Annotated in this window: 21 protein-coding genes; 8 read left to right on the top strand and 13 right to left on the bottom strand. The window is 65.3% G+C overall.

The annotated features are described in order from the left end of the window. Positions 1-58 precede the first annotated feature (58 nt). The gene (locus tag HND55_03215; protein QKK03965.1) at positions 59-1,423 is read right to left on the bottom strand and encodes a Do family serine endopeptidase; all 1,365 of its coding nucleotides are present in this window, start codon (positions 1,421-1,423) and stop codon (positions 59-61) included. A 330-nt stretch (positions 1,424-1,753) separates the two neighbouring features. On the opposite strand from HND55_03215, the gene HND55_03210 reads away from it, so the two are divergent. Further along, entirely contained in the window at positions 1,754-2,356 is a 603-nt protein-coding gene (locus tag HND55_03210) for an HNH endonuclease (protein QKK01756.1), read from the top strand. Positions 2,357-2,413: 57 nt separating this feature from the next. Next, positions 2,414-3,325: an exodeoxyribonuclease IX gene (locus HND55_03205; protein QKK01755.1), complete on the top strand. Its 912-nt coding sequence runs from the start codon at positions 2,414-2,416 to the stop codon at positions 3,323-3,325. A 36-nt stretch (positions 3,326-3,361) separates the two neighbouring features. On the opposite strand, the gene HND55_03200 is transcribed toward HND55_03205, so the two are convergent. Further along, on the bottom strand, positions 3,362-4,810 hold the full coding sequence (locus tag HND55_03200; protein QKK01754.1) for a hypothetical protein: 1,449 nt from the start codon (positions 4,808-4,810) through the stop codon (positions 3,362-3,364). A gap of 271 nt (positions 4,811-5,081) precedes the next feature. Here HND55_03200 and HND55_03195 point away from each other — a divergent pair, with 271 nt between their 5' ends. Next, positions 5,082-5,600 carry an NUDIX hydrolase gene (locus tag HND55_03195; GenBank protein ID QKK01753.1) on the top strand — a complete coding sequence of 173 codons (519 nt, stop codon included), beginning with the start codon at positions 5,082-5,084 and terminating at the stop codon, positions 5,598-5,600. Between the two features lie 84 nt (positions 5,601-5,684). On the opposite strand, the gene HND55_03190 is transcribed toward HND55_03195, so the two are convergent. Next, positions 5,685-6,560 carry an alpha/beta fold hydrolase gene (locus tag HND55_03190; protein QKK01752.1) on the bottom strand — a complete coding sequence of 292 codons (876 nt, stop codon included), beginning with the start codon at positions 6,558-6,560 and terminating at the stop codon, positions 5,685-5,687. Between the two features lie 100 nt (positions 6,561-6,660). Here HND55_03190 and HND55_03185 point away from each other — a divergent pair, with 100 nt between their 5' ends. From HND55_03185 to HND55_03165, 5 genes are all read left to right on the top strand, one after another. Then, positions 6,661-7,266, top strand: a complete 606-nt coding sequence (locus tag HND55_03185; protein QKK01751.1) for a carboxymuconolactone decarboxylase family protein — start codon at positions 6,661-6,663, stop codon at positions 7,264-7,266. A 57-nt stretch (positions 7,267-7,323) separates the two neighbouring features. Then, entirely contained in the window at positions 7,324-7,872 is a 549-nt protein-coding gene (gene msrB / locus HND55_03180; protein ID QKK01750.1) for a peptide-methionine (R)-S-oxide reductase MsrB, read from the top strand. A 5-nt stretch (positions 7,873-7,877) separates the two neighbouring features. Next, positions 7,878-8,552 carry a peptide-methionine (S)-S-oxide reductase MsrA gene (gene msrA, locus HND55_03175; GenBank protein ID QKK01749.1) on the top strand — a complete coding sequence of 225 codons (675 nt, stop codon included), beginning with the start codon at positions 7,878-7,880 and terminating at the stop codon, positions 8,550-8,552. Positions 8,553-8,651: 99 nt separating this feature from the next. Further along, positions 8,652-11,417, top strand: a complete 2,766-nt coding sequence (locus HND55_03170; GenBank protein ID QKK01748.1) for an insulinase family protein — start codon at positions 8,652-8,654, stop codon at positions 11,415-11,417. Positions 11,418-11,509: 92 nt separating this feature from the next. Beyond that, entirely contained in the window at positions 11,510-12,163 is a 654-nt protein-coding gene (locus tag HND55_03165; protein ID QKK01747.1) for a lysophospholipid acyltransferase family protein, read from the top strand. Here HND55_03165 and cysQ read toward each other — a convergent pair. The 10 genes from cysQ to ruvB form a co-directional block, all read right to left on the bottom strand. Beyond that, positions 12,074-13,048, bottom strand: a complete 975-nt coding sequence (cysQ, locus tag HND55_03160; protein QKK01746.1) for a 3'(2'),5'-bisphosphate nucleotidase CysQ — start codon at positions 13,046-13,048, stop codon at positions 12,074-12,076. The genes HND55_03165 and cysQ overlap by 90 nt on opposite strands. A gap of 157 nt (positions 13,049-13,205) precedes the next feature. Then, positions 13,206-14,066 (bottom strand): UTP--glucose-1-phosphate uridylyltransferase GalU, encoded by an 861-nt coding sequence (gene galU, locus HND55_03155; protein QKK01745.1) that lies wholly within the window; start codon positions 14,064-14,066, stop codon positions 13,206-13,208. 80 nt (positions 14,067-14,146) lie between these two features. Further along, the gene (gene ybgF / locus HND55_03150; GenBank protein QKK01744.1) at positions 14,147-14,971 is read right to left on the bottom strand and encodes a tol-pal system protein YbgF; all 825 of its coding nucleotides are present in this window, start codon (positions 14,969-14,971) and stop codon (positions 14,147-14,149) included. Then, on the bottom strand, positions 14,971-15,501 hold the full coding sequence (pal, locus tag HND55_03145) for a peptidoglycan-associated lipoprotein Pal (GenBank protein QKK01743.1): 531 nt from the start codon (positions 15,499-15,501) through the stop codon (positions 14,971-14,973). Before pal ends, ybgF begins: the two co-directional genes overlap by 1 nt. Before the next feature lie 45 nt (positions 15,502-15,546). After that, the gene (tolB, locus tag HND55_03140) at positions 15,547-16,875 is read right to left on the bottom strand and encodes a Tol-Pal system beta propeller repeat protein TolB (GenBank protein ID QKK01742.1); all 1,329 of its coding nucleotides are present in this window, start codon (positions 16,873-16,875) and stop codon (positions 15,547-15,549) included. Beyond that, positions 16,829-17,764: a cell envelope integrity protein TolA gene (locus HND55_03135; protein QKK01741.1), complete on the bottom strand. Its 936-nt coding sequence runs from the start codon at positions 17,762-17,764 to the stop codon at positions 16,829-16,831. Before HND55_03135 ends, tolB begins: the two co-directional genes overlap by 47 nt. Before the next feature lie 29 nt (positions 17,765-17,793). Next, complete coding sequence (locus tag HND55_03130) at positions 17,794-18,222, bottom strand: ExbD/TolR family protein (GenBank protein ID QKK01740.1); 429 nt, start codon at positions 18,220-18,222, stop codon at positions 17,794-17,796. Further along, positions 18,219-18,914, bottom strand: a complete 696-nt coding sequence (tolQ, locus tag HND55_03125; protein ID QKK01739.1) for a protein TolQ — start codon at positions 18,912-18,914, stop codon at positions 18,219-18,221. Before tolQ ends, HND55_03130 begins: the two co-directional genes overlap by 4 nt. Beyond that, entirely contained in the window at positions 18,911-19,360 is a 450-nt protein-coding gene (ybgC, locus tag HND55_03120) for a tol-pal system-associated acyl-CoA thioesterase (GenBank protein QKK01738.1), read from the bottom strand. The genes tolQ and ybgC overlap by 4 nt, the downstream gene beginning before the upstream one ends. Positions 19,361-19,442: 82 nt before the next feature. After that, positions 19,443-20,489, bottom strand: a complete 1,047-nt coding sequence (gene ruvB / locus HND55_03115; GenBank protein QKK01737.1) for a Holliday junction branch migration DNA helicase RuvB — start codon at positions 20,487-20,489, stop codon at positions 19,443-19,445. Positions 20,490-20,622: the final 133 nt, after the last annotated feature.

The following is a 20,622-nucleotide window of genomic DNA, read 5'->3' as shown; positions in this document are numbered from 1 at the left end:
ATCTTACGTCACGGCGCCGCCCGCGTACAGGATACCGGGGCGCCCCCGGCCGTTTCCGTCACTCCTCCGCCGGCTCGAACGTGACCAGATAACCCACGCCTCGACGCCGGATTTCCAGCAGCAGCTCCCGATCGACGGCTACCGGGAACTGGCGCCGCAGCTCACCCAGGTTGCGCACCACCTGGCGGTTGACCGCCACCACGATATCGCCGGCTCGCAGGCCGGCTTCCCAGGCACTCGAGCGACGCCGCACGTCCTCGACCAGCACGCCGCGCACGCGGCTGCGTTCCGGGATTCGCACCAGCATGGCGCCGTCGAGCCGGCTATCGAGCCGGCGGCCGGAGATGCGGGCATCGAGATCCTCCTCGATCGGCACGCGCACTGCACGCTCCCTGCCTTCGCGCACAAAGACAACCCGGACCTGGGAGCCAACAGCCAGCAGTCCCTCGATATTGCGCAGCGACTGCACACCGTCGACCGGGCGCTGGTCGATTTCAACGATCACGTCGCCGACCCGCAACCCCGCCTCGGCCAGCGGCGAATCACCAGCCAGCCCGGCGATCACCACACCGCGGTTGGGCGGAACCTCAAGGGCCTCGCGCAGCGCCTCGTCGAGGTCCTGCAACTCGACACCGAACGAGCCTCGACGGACCTCGCCGTAGCGAATCAGCTGACCCATGACGTACTCGGCTGTCGAGACGGGAATGGCAAAGCCGATGCCAACGTTGCCGCCAGAGGGCGTGAAGATGGCGGTATTGATCCCGACCAGCTCGCCGCGCAGGTTGATCAGGGCACCCCCCGAGTTGCCCGGATTGATCGACGCGTCGGTCTGGATGAAGTTCTGGTACTCGAGACCCCGCAGTCCGCTGCGGCCGAGCGCCGAGACGATGCCCGAGGTGACCGTCTGCCCGAGACCGAACGGGTTGCCGACCGCAACCACGAAGTCACCGACCCTCAGCTTCCCGGATTCGTCCAGCGGCAGCTCGGCCAGGTCGCCTGCATCGATCCGGATCACGGCCAGATCGGTATCGCGATCCGCACCGACGAACTCGGCCGAGAGCTCTCGCCCATCGTGCAGCCGCACGGCGATGTCGTCGGCACCGTCAATAACGTGGTTATTGGTCAGGATATAGCCGCCGTCGGCGTCCACAATGACACCCGAGCCCAGGCTTTGCTGCACTCGCTCGCGCGGCACACTCGGGAAATCAAAGAAGCGCCGGAAAAAGGGATCGTCGAAAAACGGGCTGGTTCGAACCTGGACCCGCGTTCGCGTATGCACGTTGACCACCGCCGGCATCACGTCCTCGAGGACTGGTGCAAGCGACGGCATCGGCTCGCCGCCGACCGCCGCCGGCAGTGCAGCCAGCACAGGTGGCGCCAAAGCCAGCAGGCCGGCAATCAACACCAGGCGTATTCTCAGCATCATGAAGCTCATCCTTGTGGTGCGACAGACACCGGCCTTTGACTGGACAAGCCGGACAGGGTTTCATGAATCACGGCACCGCCTGGTGTGTCGCGTTGCCTGGCCTCCGGTGCATGCGCCCGCTCAGCCGATCCGTTCACGACTCGACCATACTACCCCGCAACCGGCAGCCTGTCCCGCCCGGAGAACGCTCGACGCGTGTACCCGGCGGATCGGGCGCCGCCGCGCGGACAGCCGGGGTTGCATTTGCCGGCAAAACCCGGATGATAGGGGCGCAGCTCGAATTGTTCCACCCAACATATTGGGGTTGAGCGGTCTGGAGAACACCAGATGTTGAATCTAGATCAGCAGGTACTCAGAACCGACATCACCGGAATGCCGCTTGAGTGGATCGGTTATCAGGATGCGGTTCGACTGATCGTGCTCGATCAGGTCAGCTATGCGCTGGGCAGCATCCTCTATCACCTGCACGGCGGCATCAATGCGCGCAGCGGGCAGCGCACCGAGATTGCGGTCAACGCGATCATTGCCACACACGGCTCCCATCCCAACGCCCACCAGTTCTACGACCGCTACACGCCGCCGCTGTCCAATCGGGCGCTGTTTCGCCGTGACGAAAACCTGTGCCTTTACTGCGGCGACCAGTTTCCTGATCGCCAGCTGTCGCGCGATCATGTGCAGCCGCTGGCCCTGGGCGGTGAGGATGACTGGGCGAACGTGGTTACAGCCTGCAAGCGCTGCAACAACCACAAGGGCTCACGCACACCCGAGCAGGCCGGCATGCAGCTGCTTGCCATCCCGTTCACCCCGACCCATGCCGAATATGTCTACCTGCAGGGACGGCGGGTCCTGGCCGACCAGATGGAGTTTCTGCTGGCCCACTTCCCGCGCAACAGCATCCTGCGCAAGCGCCTGACCGGCCAGCACGCCTGATGGCGCTGCACAGCGCTCCGGGAGCGGCTTGCCGGTCCGCCTGTCGGAAATACGTCGATGACAGCGCACGCAGCTAGGCCCGACCGGCCGACCTATCTGGTCGATGCCAGCGTCTATGTCTTTCGCGCCTGGCATTCCCTTCCGGCGGCCTTCGCCGACCCGGCCGGCCGACCCACCAACGCCGTCTACGGCTACGCCCGTTTCCTGTGCGAGCTGCTTGAGCGCACCGGTGCCACCGACATCGCGGTGGCCTTCGATGAATCGCTGACCCGCTCCTTTCGCAATGAAATCTACCCCGACTACAAGGCCAATCGCGAACCCGCTCCCGATGCACTCAAACAGCAGTTTTCCTGGTGCCAGGATCTGACGCGGGCGCTCGGGATCTCGGTGTGGTCCGATGCCCGTCACGAGGCCGACGACTTCATCGCCACCCTGGCCGCAGGCTGCCGCCGCCGGGCCAGCCGCATCTGCGTCATCAGCGGCGACAAGGATTTGACGCAGCTGATCGGAGACGGTGATCACTGGTGGGACTTTCCCCGCCGCCGGCTGGACGGCGCCGGGGTACAGGCCCGGTTTGGCGTGCGCCCGGAACAGATGGCTGATTTTCTAGCCCTGACCGGCGACAGCATCGACAACATCCCCGGCGTGCCCGGCGTCGGCCCGAAAACCGCTGCCGCCCTGTTGCAGCACTTCGGAGACCTCGACGCCCTCTATCGGCGGCTTGACGAAATTGCCTGGTTAAGCATTCGCGGCGCCTCGAAGCTGGCCCAGCGACTGCGCCAGCATGAGTCGGCCGCGCGCCTGGCCCGTCGGCTGACCGGGCTGAAATCCGACGTACCGATGGCCAGTCAGGTCAACCGACTGGCGCGCCAGCGCACCGATCACGATGCCGTCAACGCCCTGATGGACAGGCTCGGCTTCGGCCGCCCGATGCGGGAGCGGCTGCTCGGCATCCCGCAGCGCCCGTAAACGGCCGATCCAAGCACTGGCCAATATCGTCCGGCTTTACTGGTCGCTGTCGCCGGACTCCATCTGCTGGCGCAGCTGCTGGAGAATATGTTCACCGACGATCTGGTTGGCGGCATCGGCAATGTTCACGCGCAGCACCGGCACCTCGGGCAAGGGCTCGTCCGGCACCCCCTGGGCATCAACGTGATGCCAGTGGCTGCCCCCCAGGAAAAACAGATCATCGTCCCGAACGAAACCGAAGGTCGGTGTATCGAACGATTCGACCGCGGCGGCCAGCGGCGCGACCGAGGTCACGCCCAGTCCGTCTTCGCCAAGTTCCAGGCGCATGATGCGTTGCGGTGAAATCCCGTTCTGGATGGTGACCAGATGACCGTCCCACCAGTAGAGCCCGTCAATTCCGCCCTCGTTGAGCGTGTCCGGAACGGCCAGCTTCCACGCCTGCTTGCCGGCTTTGGCATCGACAATGAAAATACCGTGCTCGTAGTCTGCCACGTACAGCAGACGATCATCGCCCGACAGGGCCATACCGCGCAGGCTCGCCAGATTGGCGTGACCGAAGAACGGCTCGAGCGCCTCGGCGCCGGGCCTGAGCCAGTAGACGAACGGCAATTCCATGTCGTTGGCGAAAACCGTGCCATCCGAAGCCAGCACGAGATTGCCGAGCAGGTTGCGGCCGCCGCCCTTGCTCAACTGGTATTCCTGCTCGAGCTCACCGCTTTCAAGATCCAGTCGCAGCAGCGAGCTGCGGACTCCATCCGGGTGAGGTCTGCCGTGAAACTGGCTGACGCGACCGCTGGCAACCCAGAGCGCTCCACGCTCGGCATCCACGGCCAGGCTGAAGACCGCCTGCAGCTGCGGCAGGCTGTCAGCGGACACGAACCGGGTCCAGTTCTCCCCATCGCTCGTTACCAGGATCAGCCCGTCACGCACGGTGCCGGCAAACACCCGGTCGCCGGACTTGTCATAGGCCAGCGCTTCAGGCATGGCCTGGCCGGATTCCAGACGCGACCACTCGGTCACTTCGCCGACCGGTTCACCCGCTTCTTTCATCAGTCCGTTGAGGTGCGAATACAGATCGTGCCGCCGCATGGGCTCGACCGCCTCGATTTTGTCCCAGTTCTCGGCCAGGCCCTGCTGCTGCATCTTGAGCATCATCGCGAAGGCTTCGGATAGATTGCCCAGCCGGGCATTGCCTTCAACCAGGTGGCGCATGATGTCCTGGTTGTAGGGACGCAGCTTGTGCAGCTGCCGGGAGGCCGCCACCCACTGCTCGATGTCCTGTTCCTGGTAAGCCTCGGCGGCACGCCGCAGCCAGTGGCTGAACTGTTCGGCCGGATGGTCTGTTGAACGCTTGGGTGACGATTCCGGCGCGGCGATCAGCGGCGGCGGCGCCGACCCGGGCTGTCCACTGCCCGGCTCCCCGGCCCGGGCTGAACCGGCGGCGACGAGCGCGCCGAGCATGATTGTCAAAGCAAGAATCCGCATGATTGTTCCTGTTATCGAGTCGTTGAGGTCATCGGTTGCCCGCACTGGGACTGCAGCCGGCGTCATTCGTTCATCCGGCTGGCGCCAGCCGCTGTCAACAGGCCCGGATTCTCCGGCAGCCGGACCGGTACAATGGAACCCGGCGGGGCTGGCGATCCGCGCCGGGGCTTTGAATCCCGGACCGCTGCCAGGTCACACTGGCAGCGCGCCCGCTGCGGGCCGAACCGCTTCATTTTCGCACGAACCGGACGCCGACGAGGATGCATCAGGCATGACCGACACCACAAGGCCACTCTATCAGGGCCGTTATCTGAGTCTGGTTGAACGCAGCGGCTGGGAACTGGTTTCGCGACGCCACCCGGTCGTCGTCGTGATTGCCTGGACGCCCGATGATGAGCTGCTGCTGGTCGAGCAGTTCCGCATTCCCGTCAATCGTCGCACCATCGAACTGCCGGCGGGCCTGGTCGGCGACGAAACCGGTCAGGGCAGCGAGTCGCTGGCCGATGCGGCGATCCGGGAGCTGGAGGAGGAAACCGGCTGGCGTGCCGGGCGGGTCATCGAGCAAATGCACTGCCCCAGTTCGGCCGGCATGAGCGATGAAATGGTCGTTTTCCTGCGCGCGCTCGATCTGGTTCGCGCGGGCAGCGGGGGCGGCGATGCGAGTGAAGCGATCACCGTGCACGCCGTAGCGCGCGAGCGCATCGACGCCTGGCTGAATGAACGCTATCGTGACGGGCTGGCGATCGATCCGAAAATCTATGCAGCACTATACTGGGAGCGACTGTATTGATCCCGCATCAGGGTACCGGAGGTCATTGACAGGCGAGGTCTGCAGCGCCTGTCCACAAGCGCCCTCGCTGCGCACTCCCCTCGATCAGCAAGCGTCCGGCGCCGACCGTTGGGACCCGTGCCCGGACAGCCACGACTCGATTGTGGCGACCGTGCGTTCCGGCCGGCGCATCCAGCGGTAGTGGTCGGAAAGCTCACCGGACGAGGCGGCTGCGACATCGGTGGTCGTGATCTCGCACCGCCTCAGCTTGCCCAGCAGCCAGTCAAACGATGCAGCGGGCACGAACCAGTCGTCGGCCATCCGTACTGCCAGGACCGGCAGCGTCAGATCCGCCATGCCCTGCTCCAGATCCTGATCAACGCCGCCGGGTTCGTAGCGACCGTCGCGGGCACTGCGGGCCCAGTCAGACATGACGCCGCGCGCCTCGCGCCCGGCAAACCCGATGCGCTTGCCGGGATAATGGCCGACCATAGCGGCCAGCAGCGGAAACAACCCGACCACGCCCAGCATCATCCAGCGCTTGGCCCCCGGAAAAACCCGCCAGTACGGGGCGCCGCCGGCAATCAGCACCAGCGCGCGGCAGCCGGCCGACGACCGTCCGGCACTCAGGCAGGCGAACTGCGCGCCCAGGCTGTGTCCAGCCAGCACGAACGCGCCATCGATGCGCGCCACAACCGCCGCCCGCGCCGCATCGATATCGTCGAGCAACTCCAGATAACCCCAGCTGCAGCGGCGCGATGCGCGCCGGTTCGAGCTGCCCACGCCGCGCCACTCGTGTATGAATACCTCAATGCCGCGCTCGGCCAGAGCCCTGGCGAAGGTGATGTACTGGCGCGCGCTCAAGCCCATGCCCGGCAGCAGCAGCAGACACCTGCGGGCGTCGGTGCACGGGACATGGATCAGCTCGAAGCGGTGCTGATCGGCAGTGGTGACAACAACAACAGGCTGATGATGAGGCATGATTCCAGTGGCTTTCCCGCAACAGGTTTCGGCAGTGTGAAGCTGCAGCAGGGTACACTAGGTTTGTAACCGCTCGCACAGCAGAACGCAGGATATTCGCATGGCCCATATCGATCCGCTGCCGCCCGATCATACGCCGGAACTCGAAGAGACATTCCGGCACTTCGAGCAGATCCTGGGATTCGTCCCGAACAGCCTGCTGACGATGCAGCGAAGGCCGGCGATCGTCAAGGCCTTCGGCGAACTGACCGCTGCGGTCATGGACCCTGGCGGCAGCGTCGATCCGGCCTTCAAGCGCCTGCTCGCCCATTTTGCCAGTCGCGCAGCCGGTTGCCGGTATTGCCAGGCTCACTCGCTGGTCGCCGCAAGCATCAGCGGACTGCCGCAGGCCAAGCTGGACGACCTGTGGGCTTACCAGACCAGTCAACACTATTCTGAGGCCGAGCGTGCGGCACTGGATTTCGCCCTGGCCGCCGGCAGTGTCCCCAATGGCGTCGACGAGGCATTGATGCGCCGCCTCAGGCAGCACTGGTCGGACGATCAGATCGTCGAAATCCTGGCCGCGGTCTGCCTGTACGGCTTTCTCAACCGCTGGAACGACTCGATGGCCACCGAGCTCGAATCCGAACCGCGCCGGCTGGGCGAACAGGTGCTGGGCCCGGGGGGCTGGAGCGGCGGCAAGCACCTCAAGGATCCTCCCGGCTAGCCGGCGGCATGGCGGCTTTCACAGACTGCAGGCGGATCATCTGTTCTACTTCGTATCATGAACGGGGCAAACGTCAACCAGACCCGCCGCCGGCTGCTCAGACAGTCGCTGCTGTCGCTGCCGCTGCTGATCTGCGGCAGTCAGACCGTGCGGGCGATGGCCGCAGGAGGACCCATGCCATTCGAACCCCTCGATTGGAGCGACGCACAGTGGCGTGAACTGCTCTCATCCGAGCAGTTCCGCGTGCTGCGCCAGGACGGCACCGAACGTGCCGGCTCCAGCCCGCTCAACGACGAAAAGCGCGCCGGCACGTATATTTGCGCCGGCTGCTTCCTGCCGCTTTTCTCCAGCGAGCACAAGTACGAATCCGGCACCGGCTGGCCCAGTTTCTGGCGACCGCTTGCGGAAGACCACATCGCGACCAGGCGCGATTTCAGGCTGATCTGGCCGCGCACCGAATATCACTGCGCCCGTTGCGGCGGCCACCAGGGCCACGTTTTCGACGATGGGCCCCAGCCGACCGGCCAGCGCTGGTGCAACAATGGCGTGGCGTTGAGATTCGTTCCCGGCGACGAAGCCCTGCCCGAACTTCGCCGCCGCCCGTGATCAGGATGCCGACGCTCACGCCCGCTCCCGGTCGCAGAGCCCCATACCGTGGCCGGGGTCGCACGCGCCTGACGGTGTCCGGAACAAGATTCACCGCCAGCCTGCTCGCCGTGTTACTGCTGTCCGGTTCAGTCCTGGCCGACACCGACCGGTCGCTGGCGCGCGCCACCTTTGCCGGTGGCTGCTTCTGGTGCATGGAGCCACCCTTCGACGCTGTTGACGGCGTTGTTGAAACGATTTCCGGCTTCAGCGGTGGCCACCTGGCCGAGCCGACCTACCGACAGGTCGTGCAGGGCGGAACCGGGCACCTGGAGGTCGTGCAGGTCGTCTACGATCCGGCAGCCGTCGACTATCGGGCGCTGCTCGAGATCTACTGGCGAAACGTCGACCCGTTCGACGGCGACGGCCAGTTCTGCGACCGCGGCCGGAGTTACCGCCCGGCGATCTTCGTCCATGACCCGCACCAGGCGCGACTTGCGCGTGCATCGCTGGCTGCCCTGTCCGAGCGATTCCGGCAGCCGATCGCAGTCACGATCGAGCCGTTCGAGGCCTTCTGGCCGGCCGGGGACGACCACCAGGATTTCTACACCAGCAACCCGGTGCGCTACAAATACTACCGCTGGCGCTGCGGCCGCGACGACCGGCTCGAAGCCATCTGGGGCGAGACATCCGGCGACTGAGCCCGACCGACTGAAAGCAGGACCGTGACTTTGGGCACACCCCATCGCGGCGCGGATGCGGCATGATGTGCGGTTCGAACCCAACCCGGAGTCCATTTCATGCCGTATCCCACACGTATCTGCATCCGCTTCTGCCTTGGTCTGCTGCTGGCAGCACCGCTGCTGGTCGCGGCCCAGGTAGACCACATCAGGCACGTCACAACCGTGGAGGGCATCAGCGAGTACCGACTCGACAACGGGCTGAAGGTGCTGCTCATGCCCGACGAGAGCCGGCCGACGGCAACCATCAATATCACCTACTTCGTCGGCTCCAAGCACGAGAGCTACGGCGAGACCGGCATGGCGCATCTGCTCGAACACATGCTGTTCTACGGCACGCCGGACCACCAGGACATCAAGGCCGAAATTTCCGAACGCGGCGGCCGGGCCAACGGTACAACATCCTTCGATCGCACCAACTACTTCCAGACGCTGCCCTCGGGCGAAGACAACCTCGAGTGGGCCATCCGCATGGAGGCTGACCGGATGGTCAACTCGACCATCTCCGGCGACGATCTGGAGTCGGAAATGACGGTCGTTCGCAATGAGTTTGAAATCGGCGAGACCAATCCGATCGGCGTGCTTTTCAAGCGGATGCAGGCCATCGCCTACCAGTGGCACGGCTATGGCCGGTCGACCATCGGCGCACGCTCGGACATCGAAAACGTGCCGGTCGAACGCCTGCAGTCGTTCTACCGTCGCTACTACCAGCCAGACAACGCGGTACTGATCCTTTCGGGCAACTTCGACACCGATCGCGCCCTGGAACTGATCGACCGGCACTTCGGCAGGATTCCCGCGCCGGAGCGCACCGGAGACATGACGCTCTGGCCGACCTATACGCGCGAGCCGGTACAGGACGGGGAGCGCACGGTCACGGTGCGCCGCGCCGGCCAGTTCCAGGCACTGATGGGTTTCTGGCACGTGCCCGCTGCCTCGCACGAGGACTTTGCCGCCATTCAGATCCTCGCCCACCTGCTTGGCGACTCGCCCTCGGGGCGCCTGCACAAGGCGCTGGTAGAGCAGGAACTGGCCAGTCAGGTCATGGCCTTCGCGCGACCACTGGGAGAGCCCTCCGCACTGAGCGTTCTGGTGCAGATCGATCAGGACCAGGATATCGGCGAGACCCGCAAAGAGATGCTGGCCACGATTGATGCGCTGGCCGAACAGCCACCGACCGGGGAAGAAGTCAATCGCGCGATCAATGCGCTCAAGCGCAATATCGAGCAGACCCTCAACGACACCAACCGCGTCGGCATCCAGCTCAGCGAGTGGGAGGCCGCCGGTGACTGGCGCCTGATGTTCCTGCATCGCGACCGGCTCGAAGCAGTCACCGTGGACGACGTCACCCGCGTCGCCGGGCGCTACCTGACCCGCGACAACCGCACCATCGGCCAGTTCATCCCGGACAGCAGTCCGGATCGCGCCGTCATACCGGCCGAGCCCGAGCTCGACGTACTTCTGGCTGACTACAGCGGCCGTGAAGACCGCGCGGCCGGAGAAGCCTTTGACCCGAGCCCCGAAAGTATCGAACAGCACCTGGTGCGCTTCGAGCTGGCCAGCGGCGCCCGGGTTGCGCTGCTGCCCAAGGCCACGCGCGGCAACCGGATCGAGGGGCAGATCACCATGCGCCTGGGCACACTCGAGACCCTGTCGGGACTCGACAGCGTGCCGGATTTCACCGGCAGCATGCTGATGCGCGGCACACAAACCCGCAGCCGCGAAGACATCCGCGACCAGGTCAACGCCCTGCAATCCAGCCTCGGCGTCGGCGGCGGCAGCATTGTCACGGCGCGGCTGGAAACCCGCCGCGATAACCTTCAGGCGCTGCTCGACATCACCGCTGACGTACTCAGAAACCCGGATTTCGAGGTCGGGGAAATCGACGAGCTGCGCCGCCAGCAGCTGACCGGGCTCGATCAGCAGCGTGACCAGCCCATCGCGGTCGCCTCGCGTCTGCTCAGCCGACACACCACGCCAGTACCGTCCGATCATCCCGACTACATGCCGGATTTCGATGAGTCCGAGGCACGCTTGCACGCCATCGAGCGTGAACAGCTGGTCGATTTTCACCGCCGTTTCTACGGTTTCGGGCCCGGCACAACCATCACCTTCGTCGGCGATTTCGACCCCGACGAGCTGCGCGCGGCGCTGGAGTCGCACTTCAACGACTTTACGCCCGAGATCGCCTTCGAACGCTACGCCCGCGAGTTCCGCGACGTCGAACCCGCCGTGCTCGAGCGGCAGCTCGACGACAAGGCCAATGCCGGGCTGATCGGTGCCCAGCTGATTCGCCTGCGCGATGACGACCCAGACTATCCGGCAGTCTCGCTGGCCGGTCATCTGCTGGGTGGTGGCTTCCTGAGTTCGCGCCTGGCCGACCGCATTCGCGACACCGAGGGCCTGAGCTACGGGGTTGGCGGGGCGTTCAACGCCCACAGCATTGACGAACGCGGCAGTTTCTTTGTCTATGCCATGTTCGCCCCGGAGAACCGTGAACGCCTGGTCGATGTGCTGTTCGAAGAGCTGGAAGCAGCGGTCGAAGACGGTTTCGAGGCCGAAGAGGTCGAGCGCGGACGACGCGGCTACCTCCAGCAACTCGAGCTCAACCGCAGCAACGACAGCCAGCTCATGGCGATGCTCAACGAGCAGCTCTACCTCGAACGCGACATGGGACACCAGGCCCGGTTCGAGGCGCGAGTGGCTGAGCTGACCGCCGGGGATGTCACCGCCGCGGTGCGCAAGTACCTCGATCCGCAGCGCCTGAGCTACGCGATCGCCGGGGACTTCGACAGCGAGGACGATTCCGAAACCGCTACCGACTGATTGTGTCGCGCGCCGGATTCGACTCAGCGGCGATCCCGCGTTCGGCACCACACCCCGGCGGACGTGGCCGCCGGGGTATCATTCGCGGCATCATGTTCCGACGACACATCATGCCGCGACTGGTCTACTGGTTTTATCGCCTGTGGTCGTGGTCCTGGCGCCTGCGCCGGCACGAACCGCAGGCGTTCAGCCAGCGGCTGGCCGCCGGAGAGCCTTTCCTGATCGCCATGTGGCACGGCGACGAGCTCGGGCTATTCGCGTTCTGTCGCTTTTATCCAGTCGCCACCATGACCTCCTACAGCAAGGACGGCGAACTGCTCGACTATGTCCTGCGTCGCCTCGGCTTCGCCACCACCCGCGGCTCGTCGAGCCGGGGCGGAGCTGGCGCGCTGCGTGGCCTGGTCCGGCTGGCCCGCGCCGGCTATTGTCCGGTGATCACGGTAGACGGCCCCAAGGGTCCCGTGTACCGGGCCAAGCCCGGCATCCTCGAGCTGGCGCGCCTGACCGGCCTGCCGATCTTTCCCTGCGCCATGGCCTGCAGCAGCCATATCCCCCTGCACCGCTCCTGGGACCTGGCCGCCCTGCCGCTGCCCTTTGCCCGGGTCCTGATCTGCTGGGGCGATCCAATCGAAGTCGACAGCCGTGATGCCGCCCGTTCACCACACACCACGCGCCAGCTTGAAGCAGCCATCAACGCCTGCCGCAGTCAGGCCAAAGCCATGATTGCACCGCCGGAAAGTCTCTGAACAACCTGCCTGTTCACCGTCCCCGGCCGGCGCCAGCAGCCCGGCCAAACCAGGCCGATCCGGCCTGGTTTGGCCGGGCTGCTGGCGCCGGCCAAACCAGGCCGGATCGGCCTGGCTGCAGACGATAAACCACGGATTGAGCAGCGACTCGCGCGCGTTGTAGCGCAGCGCCTCGCCGGTCTCGGCGTCGAGCACTTGTCCGCCCGCCTGCTCGACGACCGCCTGGGCCGCACAGGTGTCCCATTCGCTGGTCGGACCCAGGCGCGGATAGAGATCAGCTGAGCCATCGGCAACCAGGCACAGCTTGAGCGAACTGCCCATGGCGACAAATTCGGCTGCTCCCAGCCGGGCGACGAAATCCTCGACCTCCCGGGTATTGTGCGAGCGGCTGCCGACGACCTGCCACGGCCGGTCGAACTGCTTTTCGCCAACCTCGATTGCGACCGGATCGCGCGCGTCGTCCTGACGCCACGCCCCCTCGCCGTCGGCAGCGAAGTACCAGCGATCGAGCGCGGGCGCATAGACCACGCCCAGTACCGGGCGCTGGTTCCGGACCAGCGCGACGTTGACGGTGAACTCGTCGTTGCGTTTGAGAAACTCGCGCGTGCCGTCCAGCGGATCCACAACCCACAGCGTGTTCCAGGCCCGACGCTCCGACCAGGGCGCGTGTTTCGACTCCTCCGACAGAATCGGCGTGTCCGGCGCCAGCGCCCTGAGCCGATCGACCAGAATACGGTTGGCGGCCAGGTCGGCTTCGGTCAATGGACTCTTGTCGGCCTTGTCAACGACTTCGGTGGTGGCCGGATCACGATAAACCGCCAGGATCGCCGCGCCGGCTTCGGCCACGGCTGCGCGCACCTGCGGCAGCATGTCATTCAATTGCATCACTTTTTCTGATTGGTTCCGTATTTACGCAAAGGCAAAGGGCACGAGGACATCTTCTTTTTCTGCCTGAATGGCTCAATGGCGAGAGACCGTCGCGCGGGAGGCTGTATCGCCGGTGCTCCGTGCAAAAAGCCTGCGTTCCTTGCCTCCCGGCGGTTCAAGTGCGCTCCAGCCAGGCGCTGAAGTCGCCTCCCAGCTCCGGGTGCATTCGACCCAGCTCCACGGTGGCCTGCAGAAAGCCCAGCTTCGAGCCGCAATCGTAGTGACGGCCCTCGAATCGATAGGCATCGACCGGCGACTCCTCGAGCAGCCTGGCAATCGCGTCGGTGATCTGGATCTCGCCGCGATGATCCGGTTCGGTTCGCTCGAGAAGCTCGAAAATGCGGCTACTGAGCACGTAACGCCCGACAATCGCCAGATTCGATGGCGCGGCTGCGGGTGCCGGTTTTTCCACCACGCCCCGAATACGGCCGCTGCGGCCGGCGAACGACTCGACATCCACCACGCCATACAACGACGTGCGCTCGGCCGGGACCGCCTCGACGCTGATCACCGAAGCGCCGGTTGCGGCCTGATGGCGCACCAGCTGAGCCAGAGCGGGATCAGTGTCATGGACGATCAGATCGTCCGGCAGAATGATGCCGAAATACTCGCCGGTGATCAGCGAGCGCGCACAGGCGATGGCGTGACCAAGCCCCAGCGCCTGACGCTGGCGCACGTACAGACACTCCACGCCATCGGGCAGGCAGGCCCGAGCCGTGGCCAGGAGCTCGTGCTTGCCGCGCTGCTCGAGCTCGGTTTCGAGCTCGTAGGCCATGTCAAAGTGATCGGCGATCGCGTTCTTGGTTCGTCCGGTGACAAACACCAGTCGGCGCGCCCCGGCGGCCGCCGCCTCTTCGACCGCATACTGGATCAGCGGCTTGTCGACCACCGGAAGCATTTCCTTCGGAACAGCCTTGCTTGCCGGCAGGAACCGGGTACCAAGCCCGGCGACGGGGAAGACGACGGTATCGATCATGCTGCGAGGAGCCGCTGGGTTGCCATAACGCGGCCATGGTAGCGGAAAAAGGGGTTACGGGTTGCGGCTTACGAAAGACGTCAGTAATGGCCGGCCAGGCGCATGTCGCGCAGCCGGCTCTCGGCCAGGCGCGCCAGCGTCGTACCCGGATACTGGCTTCGCACCTGCTCAAGCGCCGCGCGCGCCTCGTTCCAGTTTTCAAGCTCGTAGTGGGTGAACCCCAGCTTGAGCAGCGCATCACCCTGTTTGCCGCTCTCCGGATACTGATCGATCAGGTCGCCAAACAGACGCAGCGCAGTGGTGAAGTCACGCGTGACATAGTAAGTCTCGGCCAGCCAGTACAATGCATTGACCGCGTAGGGCGAATCAGGGTATTGATCCAGAAAGTCGGAAAACCCGTCGGCTGCGTCCGCGTAGCGGGTTTCACGCAGCGCCGCGAAAGCACGGTCGTAGGCGGCCTGTTCCGCCTCCCCGACAGTGTCCAGATCGCGTGCCGCGGCCACACGGCTATCGGCCAGCGGGGTGATTTCCGGACGAGCCTCGATCGGCTGGCGTACTTCGGGAACCTCGGTGGCCGGTGGCATCGGCTCGCGTTCGGCCACCGTGGGCGGCGCACTGTCTTGTCCTGCCGTGACGTCGGCCACAGCCGACGATTCGTTCTGCTCGATCCGCTGCAGCCGCTGATCGAGATCCAGGTATTGGTCACGCTGACGCCGTCGCAGGTTTTCCAGATCACGTTGCTGTGACTCGACCTGGCCACGCAGCTCACGCACTTCCTCAAGCAGTGCCTGCACCTGATAGAGCAGCTCGCTGCTGCTCTCCTGGGCCTGAACCGGCAACGGGATGGCCGGCACAAGGCCGGCCAGCCCGAGCATGAGACCCGCAGTGAAGCGACCAGCAGACATCAGCGCGCCGTGTAGACGATCTCCACGCGCCGGTTGCGCTGCCAGCAGTTTTCGTCGCTTTCACGACAGACCGGGCGCTCCTCGCCATAGCTGACCACCTCCAGCTGGCGACCGGATGCGCCGCCGGCTTCAAGCAGCGATTCAACCGAGTTGCCGCGACGCTCACCGAGGCCGAGGTTGTACTCGCGCGAACCGCGTTCGTCGGCATGGCCTTCCAGGATCACCCGGGCACTGGCGTTGGCCCGAAGGTAGGCTGCGTGCGCTTCGATGATCGGACGGAACTGTGACTGGACATTGGAGCGGTCGAACTCGAAGTAGATCACGCGCTCGCTGAGCAGGCTGTCGGCGTTGTCCAGATTGCGCGGATCGGTGTAGTCACGCGGGTCCAGCGGCCGGGTTTCCGGTTCCGGAGCAGGTTCCGGTGCCGGCGGCGGCTCGGGCGGAGCCGGTTCTTCGACGGTTTCCCTCGCGCAGGCAGCCAGGATGGCGGCCAGCATCACGAGGGCGAGAAAACGCAGTGCAGTCTTCATGCTACCTCCTGGATTGGTCTGAATCTTGTTGGGGGCAAAGTCACGTTATCGAATTATGGGCGACCAGGCCGGCTCACGCACGTCACCTTCCTCACCGAGAATGAGGCGCTGCCTGACCCGGCCGTCCGCGGATACCGCGGCCAGTTCGCCACGCCCCTCGCGACGCGTGGCATACAGCACCATGCTCCCGTTCGGAGCAAAGCTCGGCGACTCGTCAAGCCGACCGTCAGATAATACACGCAATCGCTCCGTTTCGCGATCATGGATGGCAATCCGGTAGTCCTCGTCGCCCTCGCTGTAAATGACAGCAAGATAGCGTTCATCGAGGCCGATCGAGGCGTGCGCGTTGTAGCGCCCTTCCCAGGTCACCCGCTCCGGATCGCCGCCGCTGGCATTCATGACGTAGATCTGCGGCCGGCCGGCCCGGTCCGAGGTGAAATAGACGCGCTCTCCGTCCGGCGAAAAGACCGGCTCGGTGTCGATGGCCCAGTGGCTGGTCAGGCGTTCGCTGTCGCCGCTTGCCAGATCGATGATCCAGATGTCCGGACTGCCGGCACGCGACAGACTGACCGCCAGCCGCCTGCCGTCAGGAGAAAATGCCGGCGCGCCGTTGACGCCCCGATCGGCGCTGACCGTTCGATTCTGACCGGTATAGAGATCCTGGACGATGACCTGCGAGCGACCGGTGGCGAATGACACATAGGCCAGGCTGCGACCATCCGGAGACCAGGCCGGAGACAGAATGGGTTCGTCACTTCGCACCACGGTCTGTGGATTGAAGCCATCGGCATCGGCCACAACCAGCTCGAAGCTCTCGTCCGGACCGGTGCCGCTGGCGACAACGTAGGCAATACGGGTCGTGAACGCACCCGGCACCCCGACCAGCGCTTCGTAGACCGCGTCAGCCACACGGTGGGCGCCGACCCGCAGGTTGCCCGGGCCGACGGTCAGCGCCTGCGAAAGCACCACCCGGCTGGCATGCACGTCAAGCAGATGATACTCGAGCTCGTAGCCCATGCCGCCGGGCGCGTCACGCACGCTGCCGATGACCAGATGATCGACCTTGAGCAGTCGCCAGGTGCCGAAACGCACGTCAGGCACGCGGGTCGGTCGATCGATCATGTCCTCGGCAGCCATGGGATCGAAAAGACCCGATCGATGCAGGTCCGCGCTGACGATCCCGGCCACGCCGTTTTCCGACTCGGGCATCTCCGAGGCCCAGTCAAAAGGCACCACCGCAATCGGCATGGCGCCCTCCACCCCGTCGATGATTTCGATCCGCAGCTGCGCGCCGGCCAGTGCCGGCAGCAGCAGGAACAGCAGTGTGCTAGCCGTCGTACAGAAACGTAAAGACAATCTCTCGGGCAAAAACATCCTCGTATCCTCGGTAGGGCAACTGGCCGGCCCGCATGACCGCCGCACTGATTGAGCGGCGGGTCGCGTCGTCGGCGTTGCACGGTGAGACAATAGTCGCATCGATGATTTCTCCGCCCGGAATCTGCACCACCCGAACGTCGCAGCGAACGCCGGGTCGTGCGGTGGGCGGACGGATCCAGTTGCGCCGGACCCGCTCCCGGATGGTCGCAACGTACTCCTCACGCAGGGTGGCGCGCCGCGCCGCTTCGGCGGCCTGTTGCTCGGCCAGTCGCAGTCGTTCGGCCGCCTCTCGCGCTTCCTGCTCGGCCGCCTCGTCTGCGCGATTCCCGGCGAGTTCAGCCAAACGTCGCTCCTCGGCCTCACGCCGGCGCTGCGCCTCCTCGCGCTGTCGCCTGAGGGCCTCCAGTTCACGCTGGCGCGCCTGCTCGCGTTCGCGCCGCTCCCGCTCGAGCTGACGACGCGTTTCCTGCTCGGCCTGTCGCTGCGCCTCCCGGGCAGCCGCATTCGGTTCCGGTTCCGGTTCCGGTTCCGGTTCCGGTTCCGGTTCCGGTTCCGGCTCCGGTTCCGGCTCCGGCTCCGGCTCCGGCTCCGGCTCCGGCTCCGGTTCGGGTTCGGGTTCGGGCTCTGGTTCCGGTTGCGGGTCGGGTTCGGGCGCCGGGTCGGGTTCGGAAACGACTTGCTCCGGACTGTCGCTGTCGGGTATCACGACCGGACCCTGATCAACCAGTGTTACGCGCACCGGCACCGGCCGATGCTCGAACGGCTTCCAGTCCCGGCTGCCAAGCACCAGCAGCAGCAGGAATCCGGCGTGAACGGCCAGCGCGAGCACGAACGCGGTCAGGCCATCCCTGATCGCCCGGGCCGATTGACCGGTTGAGCGTTTCATGGCCCGAGCAACGACATCCGGGCGCCAGCTCAGTCTTCTTCCGGATCGCCAACCAGACCGACTGCGGGCACACCGGCACGCTGCAGCAGCACCATCGCACCATAGATATGCTGGTAGTCCGTATGGCGATCTCCGCTGACGGTGACCTGCAGTTCCGGGTTACGCGCCACGATAGCGCTCACCGTCTCGACCAGCGTTTCACCATCGACCAGCTCGGGCGCGTCGCCGGTATCCAGGTAAAGGTCACCGGAGGCCAAAACCGTGACCATCAGTGGATCACCCCGATCGCTCAAGGGCCCGGCCTGCCCGGTCGGTAACTCGACCTCCACCCCCAGGTTCATCAGCGGCGCAGTGACCATGAAAATAATCAACAGCACCAGCATCACGTCGATGTAGGGCACGACGTTGATTTCCGACATGCGCTTGCGGCGACGGCGAATGACCAGCTGGTCGCTCATCGCTGTGCAACCTCCTGCAGACGGCGAGCCTGGCGATGAAGGATGGCGGCAAACTCCTCCTTGAAATTGTCGTAGCGCACTTCGAGCCGCTCGACCTGGTTGGAAAACTTGTTGTAGGCAATGACCGCCGGAATCGCCGCAAACAGACCCATGGCGGTAGCAATCAGCGCCTCGGAGATGCCCGGCGCCACCATGGCAATGGTCGCCTGCTGTGCCCCGGCCAGGCCGCGAAAGGCGTTCATGATGCCCCAGACCGTGCCGAACAGGCCGACATAGGGGCTGACCGATCCGACCGTCGCCAGAAAGCTCAGGTGCTGCTCCAGCCGATCCATTTCACGTGTCAGCGTCACCCGCATGCTGCGCTGGGCGCCGTTGGCCAGCGTGTCTGGATCCAGGCGCCGCTCCTCGCGCAAGCGCGAGAATTCGCGAAAGCCCGACTCGAAGATGGCTTCGGCGCCCTCGCGCGCGGCACGCTGACCGGCGACGGCGTCATAGAGCTTGTTGAGGTCGGCGCCTGACCAGAACTTTTCCTCGAACTGGCGGGCACGTCGCTCGGCCCGACCCAGCATCATGCGCTTGCCGAAAATCACCATCCAGGAGCCAAGCGAGGCCAGCAGCAGCAGCAGCATGACCAGCTGCACCAGCAGGCTGGCGTTTTGGATCAGTTCCCAGATTTGCAGTTCGCCGTTCATTGTTGTCTCGATTCCTTGCGGTTCGGCGTGGAAGTTTCATCAGGTTCCAGGCGACCATCGATGGCCGTACGCAGATTCGCCGGCAGCCGGACCGGTCGAAAATCACTGGCGCGCAGACAGGCGACCTCGACGCGCGCCCGACACAGACAATCGTCACCGCGTAACAGTGCCTGGTCGAAGGTCAACGACGCCGCACGAAGGTGTTCGACGCCGACGACGACGGCAAGTTCATCCTCGAGCCGTGCCGGGGCGATAAAATCAAGGCGCATGCGTCGGACCACGAACAGCCGGTTTTCGCGCTCCTGCAGCGCGCTCTGCGGATAGCCCATCGCCCGTAGCCAGTCCGAGCGGGCACGCTCGAAAAAATGCAGATAGCGAGCGTGATAGACCACGCCACCGGCGTCGGTATCTTCCCAGTAGACGCGATAGCGGAACGGGCCGATCATGCCGGACGATCTGTCGGCCGATCCCGATCGACCCGCCCGAACCGCAGCCGGCCCAACACCCCGGTCGGGGCCGCGACCGGCCTCATGACCCGTCGTCGCTGGAGACAAACAGGTCCCCTGCCGGAGCGTCCGGCGGATTGAGCCCGAAATGCCGCCAGGCGGCCGCCGTGGCCATGCGCCCGCGCGCGGTGCGCATCAGGTAACCCTGCTGGATCAGAAACGGCTCGATCACGTCCTCGATCGTGCCACGTTCTTCCGACAGCGCCGCGGCCAGGCTCTCCACTCCGACCGGTCCGCCGCCAAAGTCATCAACAAGCTTCTTCAGCAGCCGTCGATCCATGGTGTCGAATCCGCGCGCGTCAACCTGCATCATCTCGAGCGCGGCGGCGGCCACAGGCCCGGTGATGATACCGTCGGCGCGCACCTGGGCGAAATCGCGCACCCGCCGCAGCAGACGATTGGCAATGCGTGGCGTGCCGCGTGCACGCCGGGCGATTTCGGCCGCCCCGGCATCATCGGATTCGATGTCGAGAATGCCGGCTGAGCGCTGCACGATCTCGGCCAGCTCGGCGGCGGCATAGAACTCCAGCCGCTCGACGATGCCGAAGCGGTCCCGTAACGGCGAGGTCAGCAATCCCGCCCGCGTGGTCGCCCCGACCAGGGTAAACCGCGGCAGATCGAGCTGGATCGAGCGCGCCGCCGGGCCTTCGCCGATGATGATGTCGATGCGGTAGTCCTCCATGGCCGGGTAGAGCACTTCCTCGACCACCGGGCTCAGGCGATGGATCTCGTCGACGAACAGCACGTCGCCCGGCTCGAGATTGGTCAGCAGCGCCGCCAGGTCGCCGGCGCGCTCGAGCACCGGCCCGGATGTCTGGCGCAGGTTGACGCCCATCTCGTGGGCGACGACGTGGGCGAGCGTGGTCTTGCCCAGCCCCGGCGGACCGAAGATCAGCACGTGATCGAGCGCCTCGTGGCGCCTGCGGGCCGATTCGAGGTAGATGGCAAGCCGCTCCTTCATCTCCGGCTGCCCAATGTACTCGGACAGGTGCGCGGGCCGCAGGCTGGCCTCGATGCGCGCCTCCTCGCTGTCGACTTCGGCGGTCACCAGGCGTTCCGATTCCATCATTGTGCCCCGCCGCTGATTGTGTGGGTTCGAGTGATCCGGACAGTGCCTGCCAACGCCGCAGGGGAGCGCTTTCCGGTTTGCCCTGCGCAGGCGTGCCGCCGCAGGCGCGTTCCGAATGTTGCAGCACCAGCGG

Source organism: Pseudomonadota bacterium (assembly GCA_013285445.1).
In the GTDB taxonomy this organism is placed as follows: domain Bacteria; phylum Pseudomonadota; class Gammaproteobacteria; order Xanthomonadales; family Wenzhouxiangellaceae; genus Wenzhouxiangella.
This window is presented reverse-complemented; position numbering and strand designations above follow the sequence as displayed.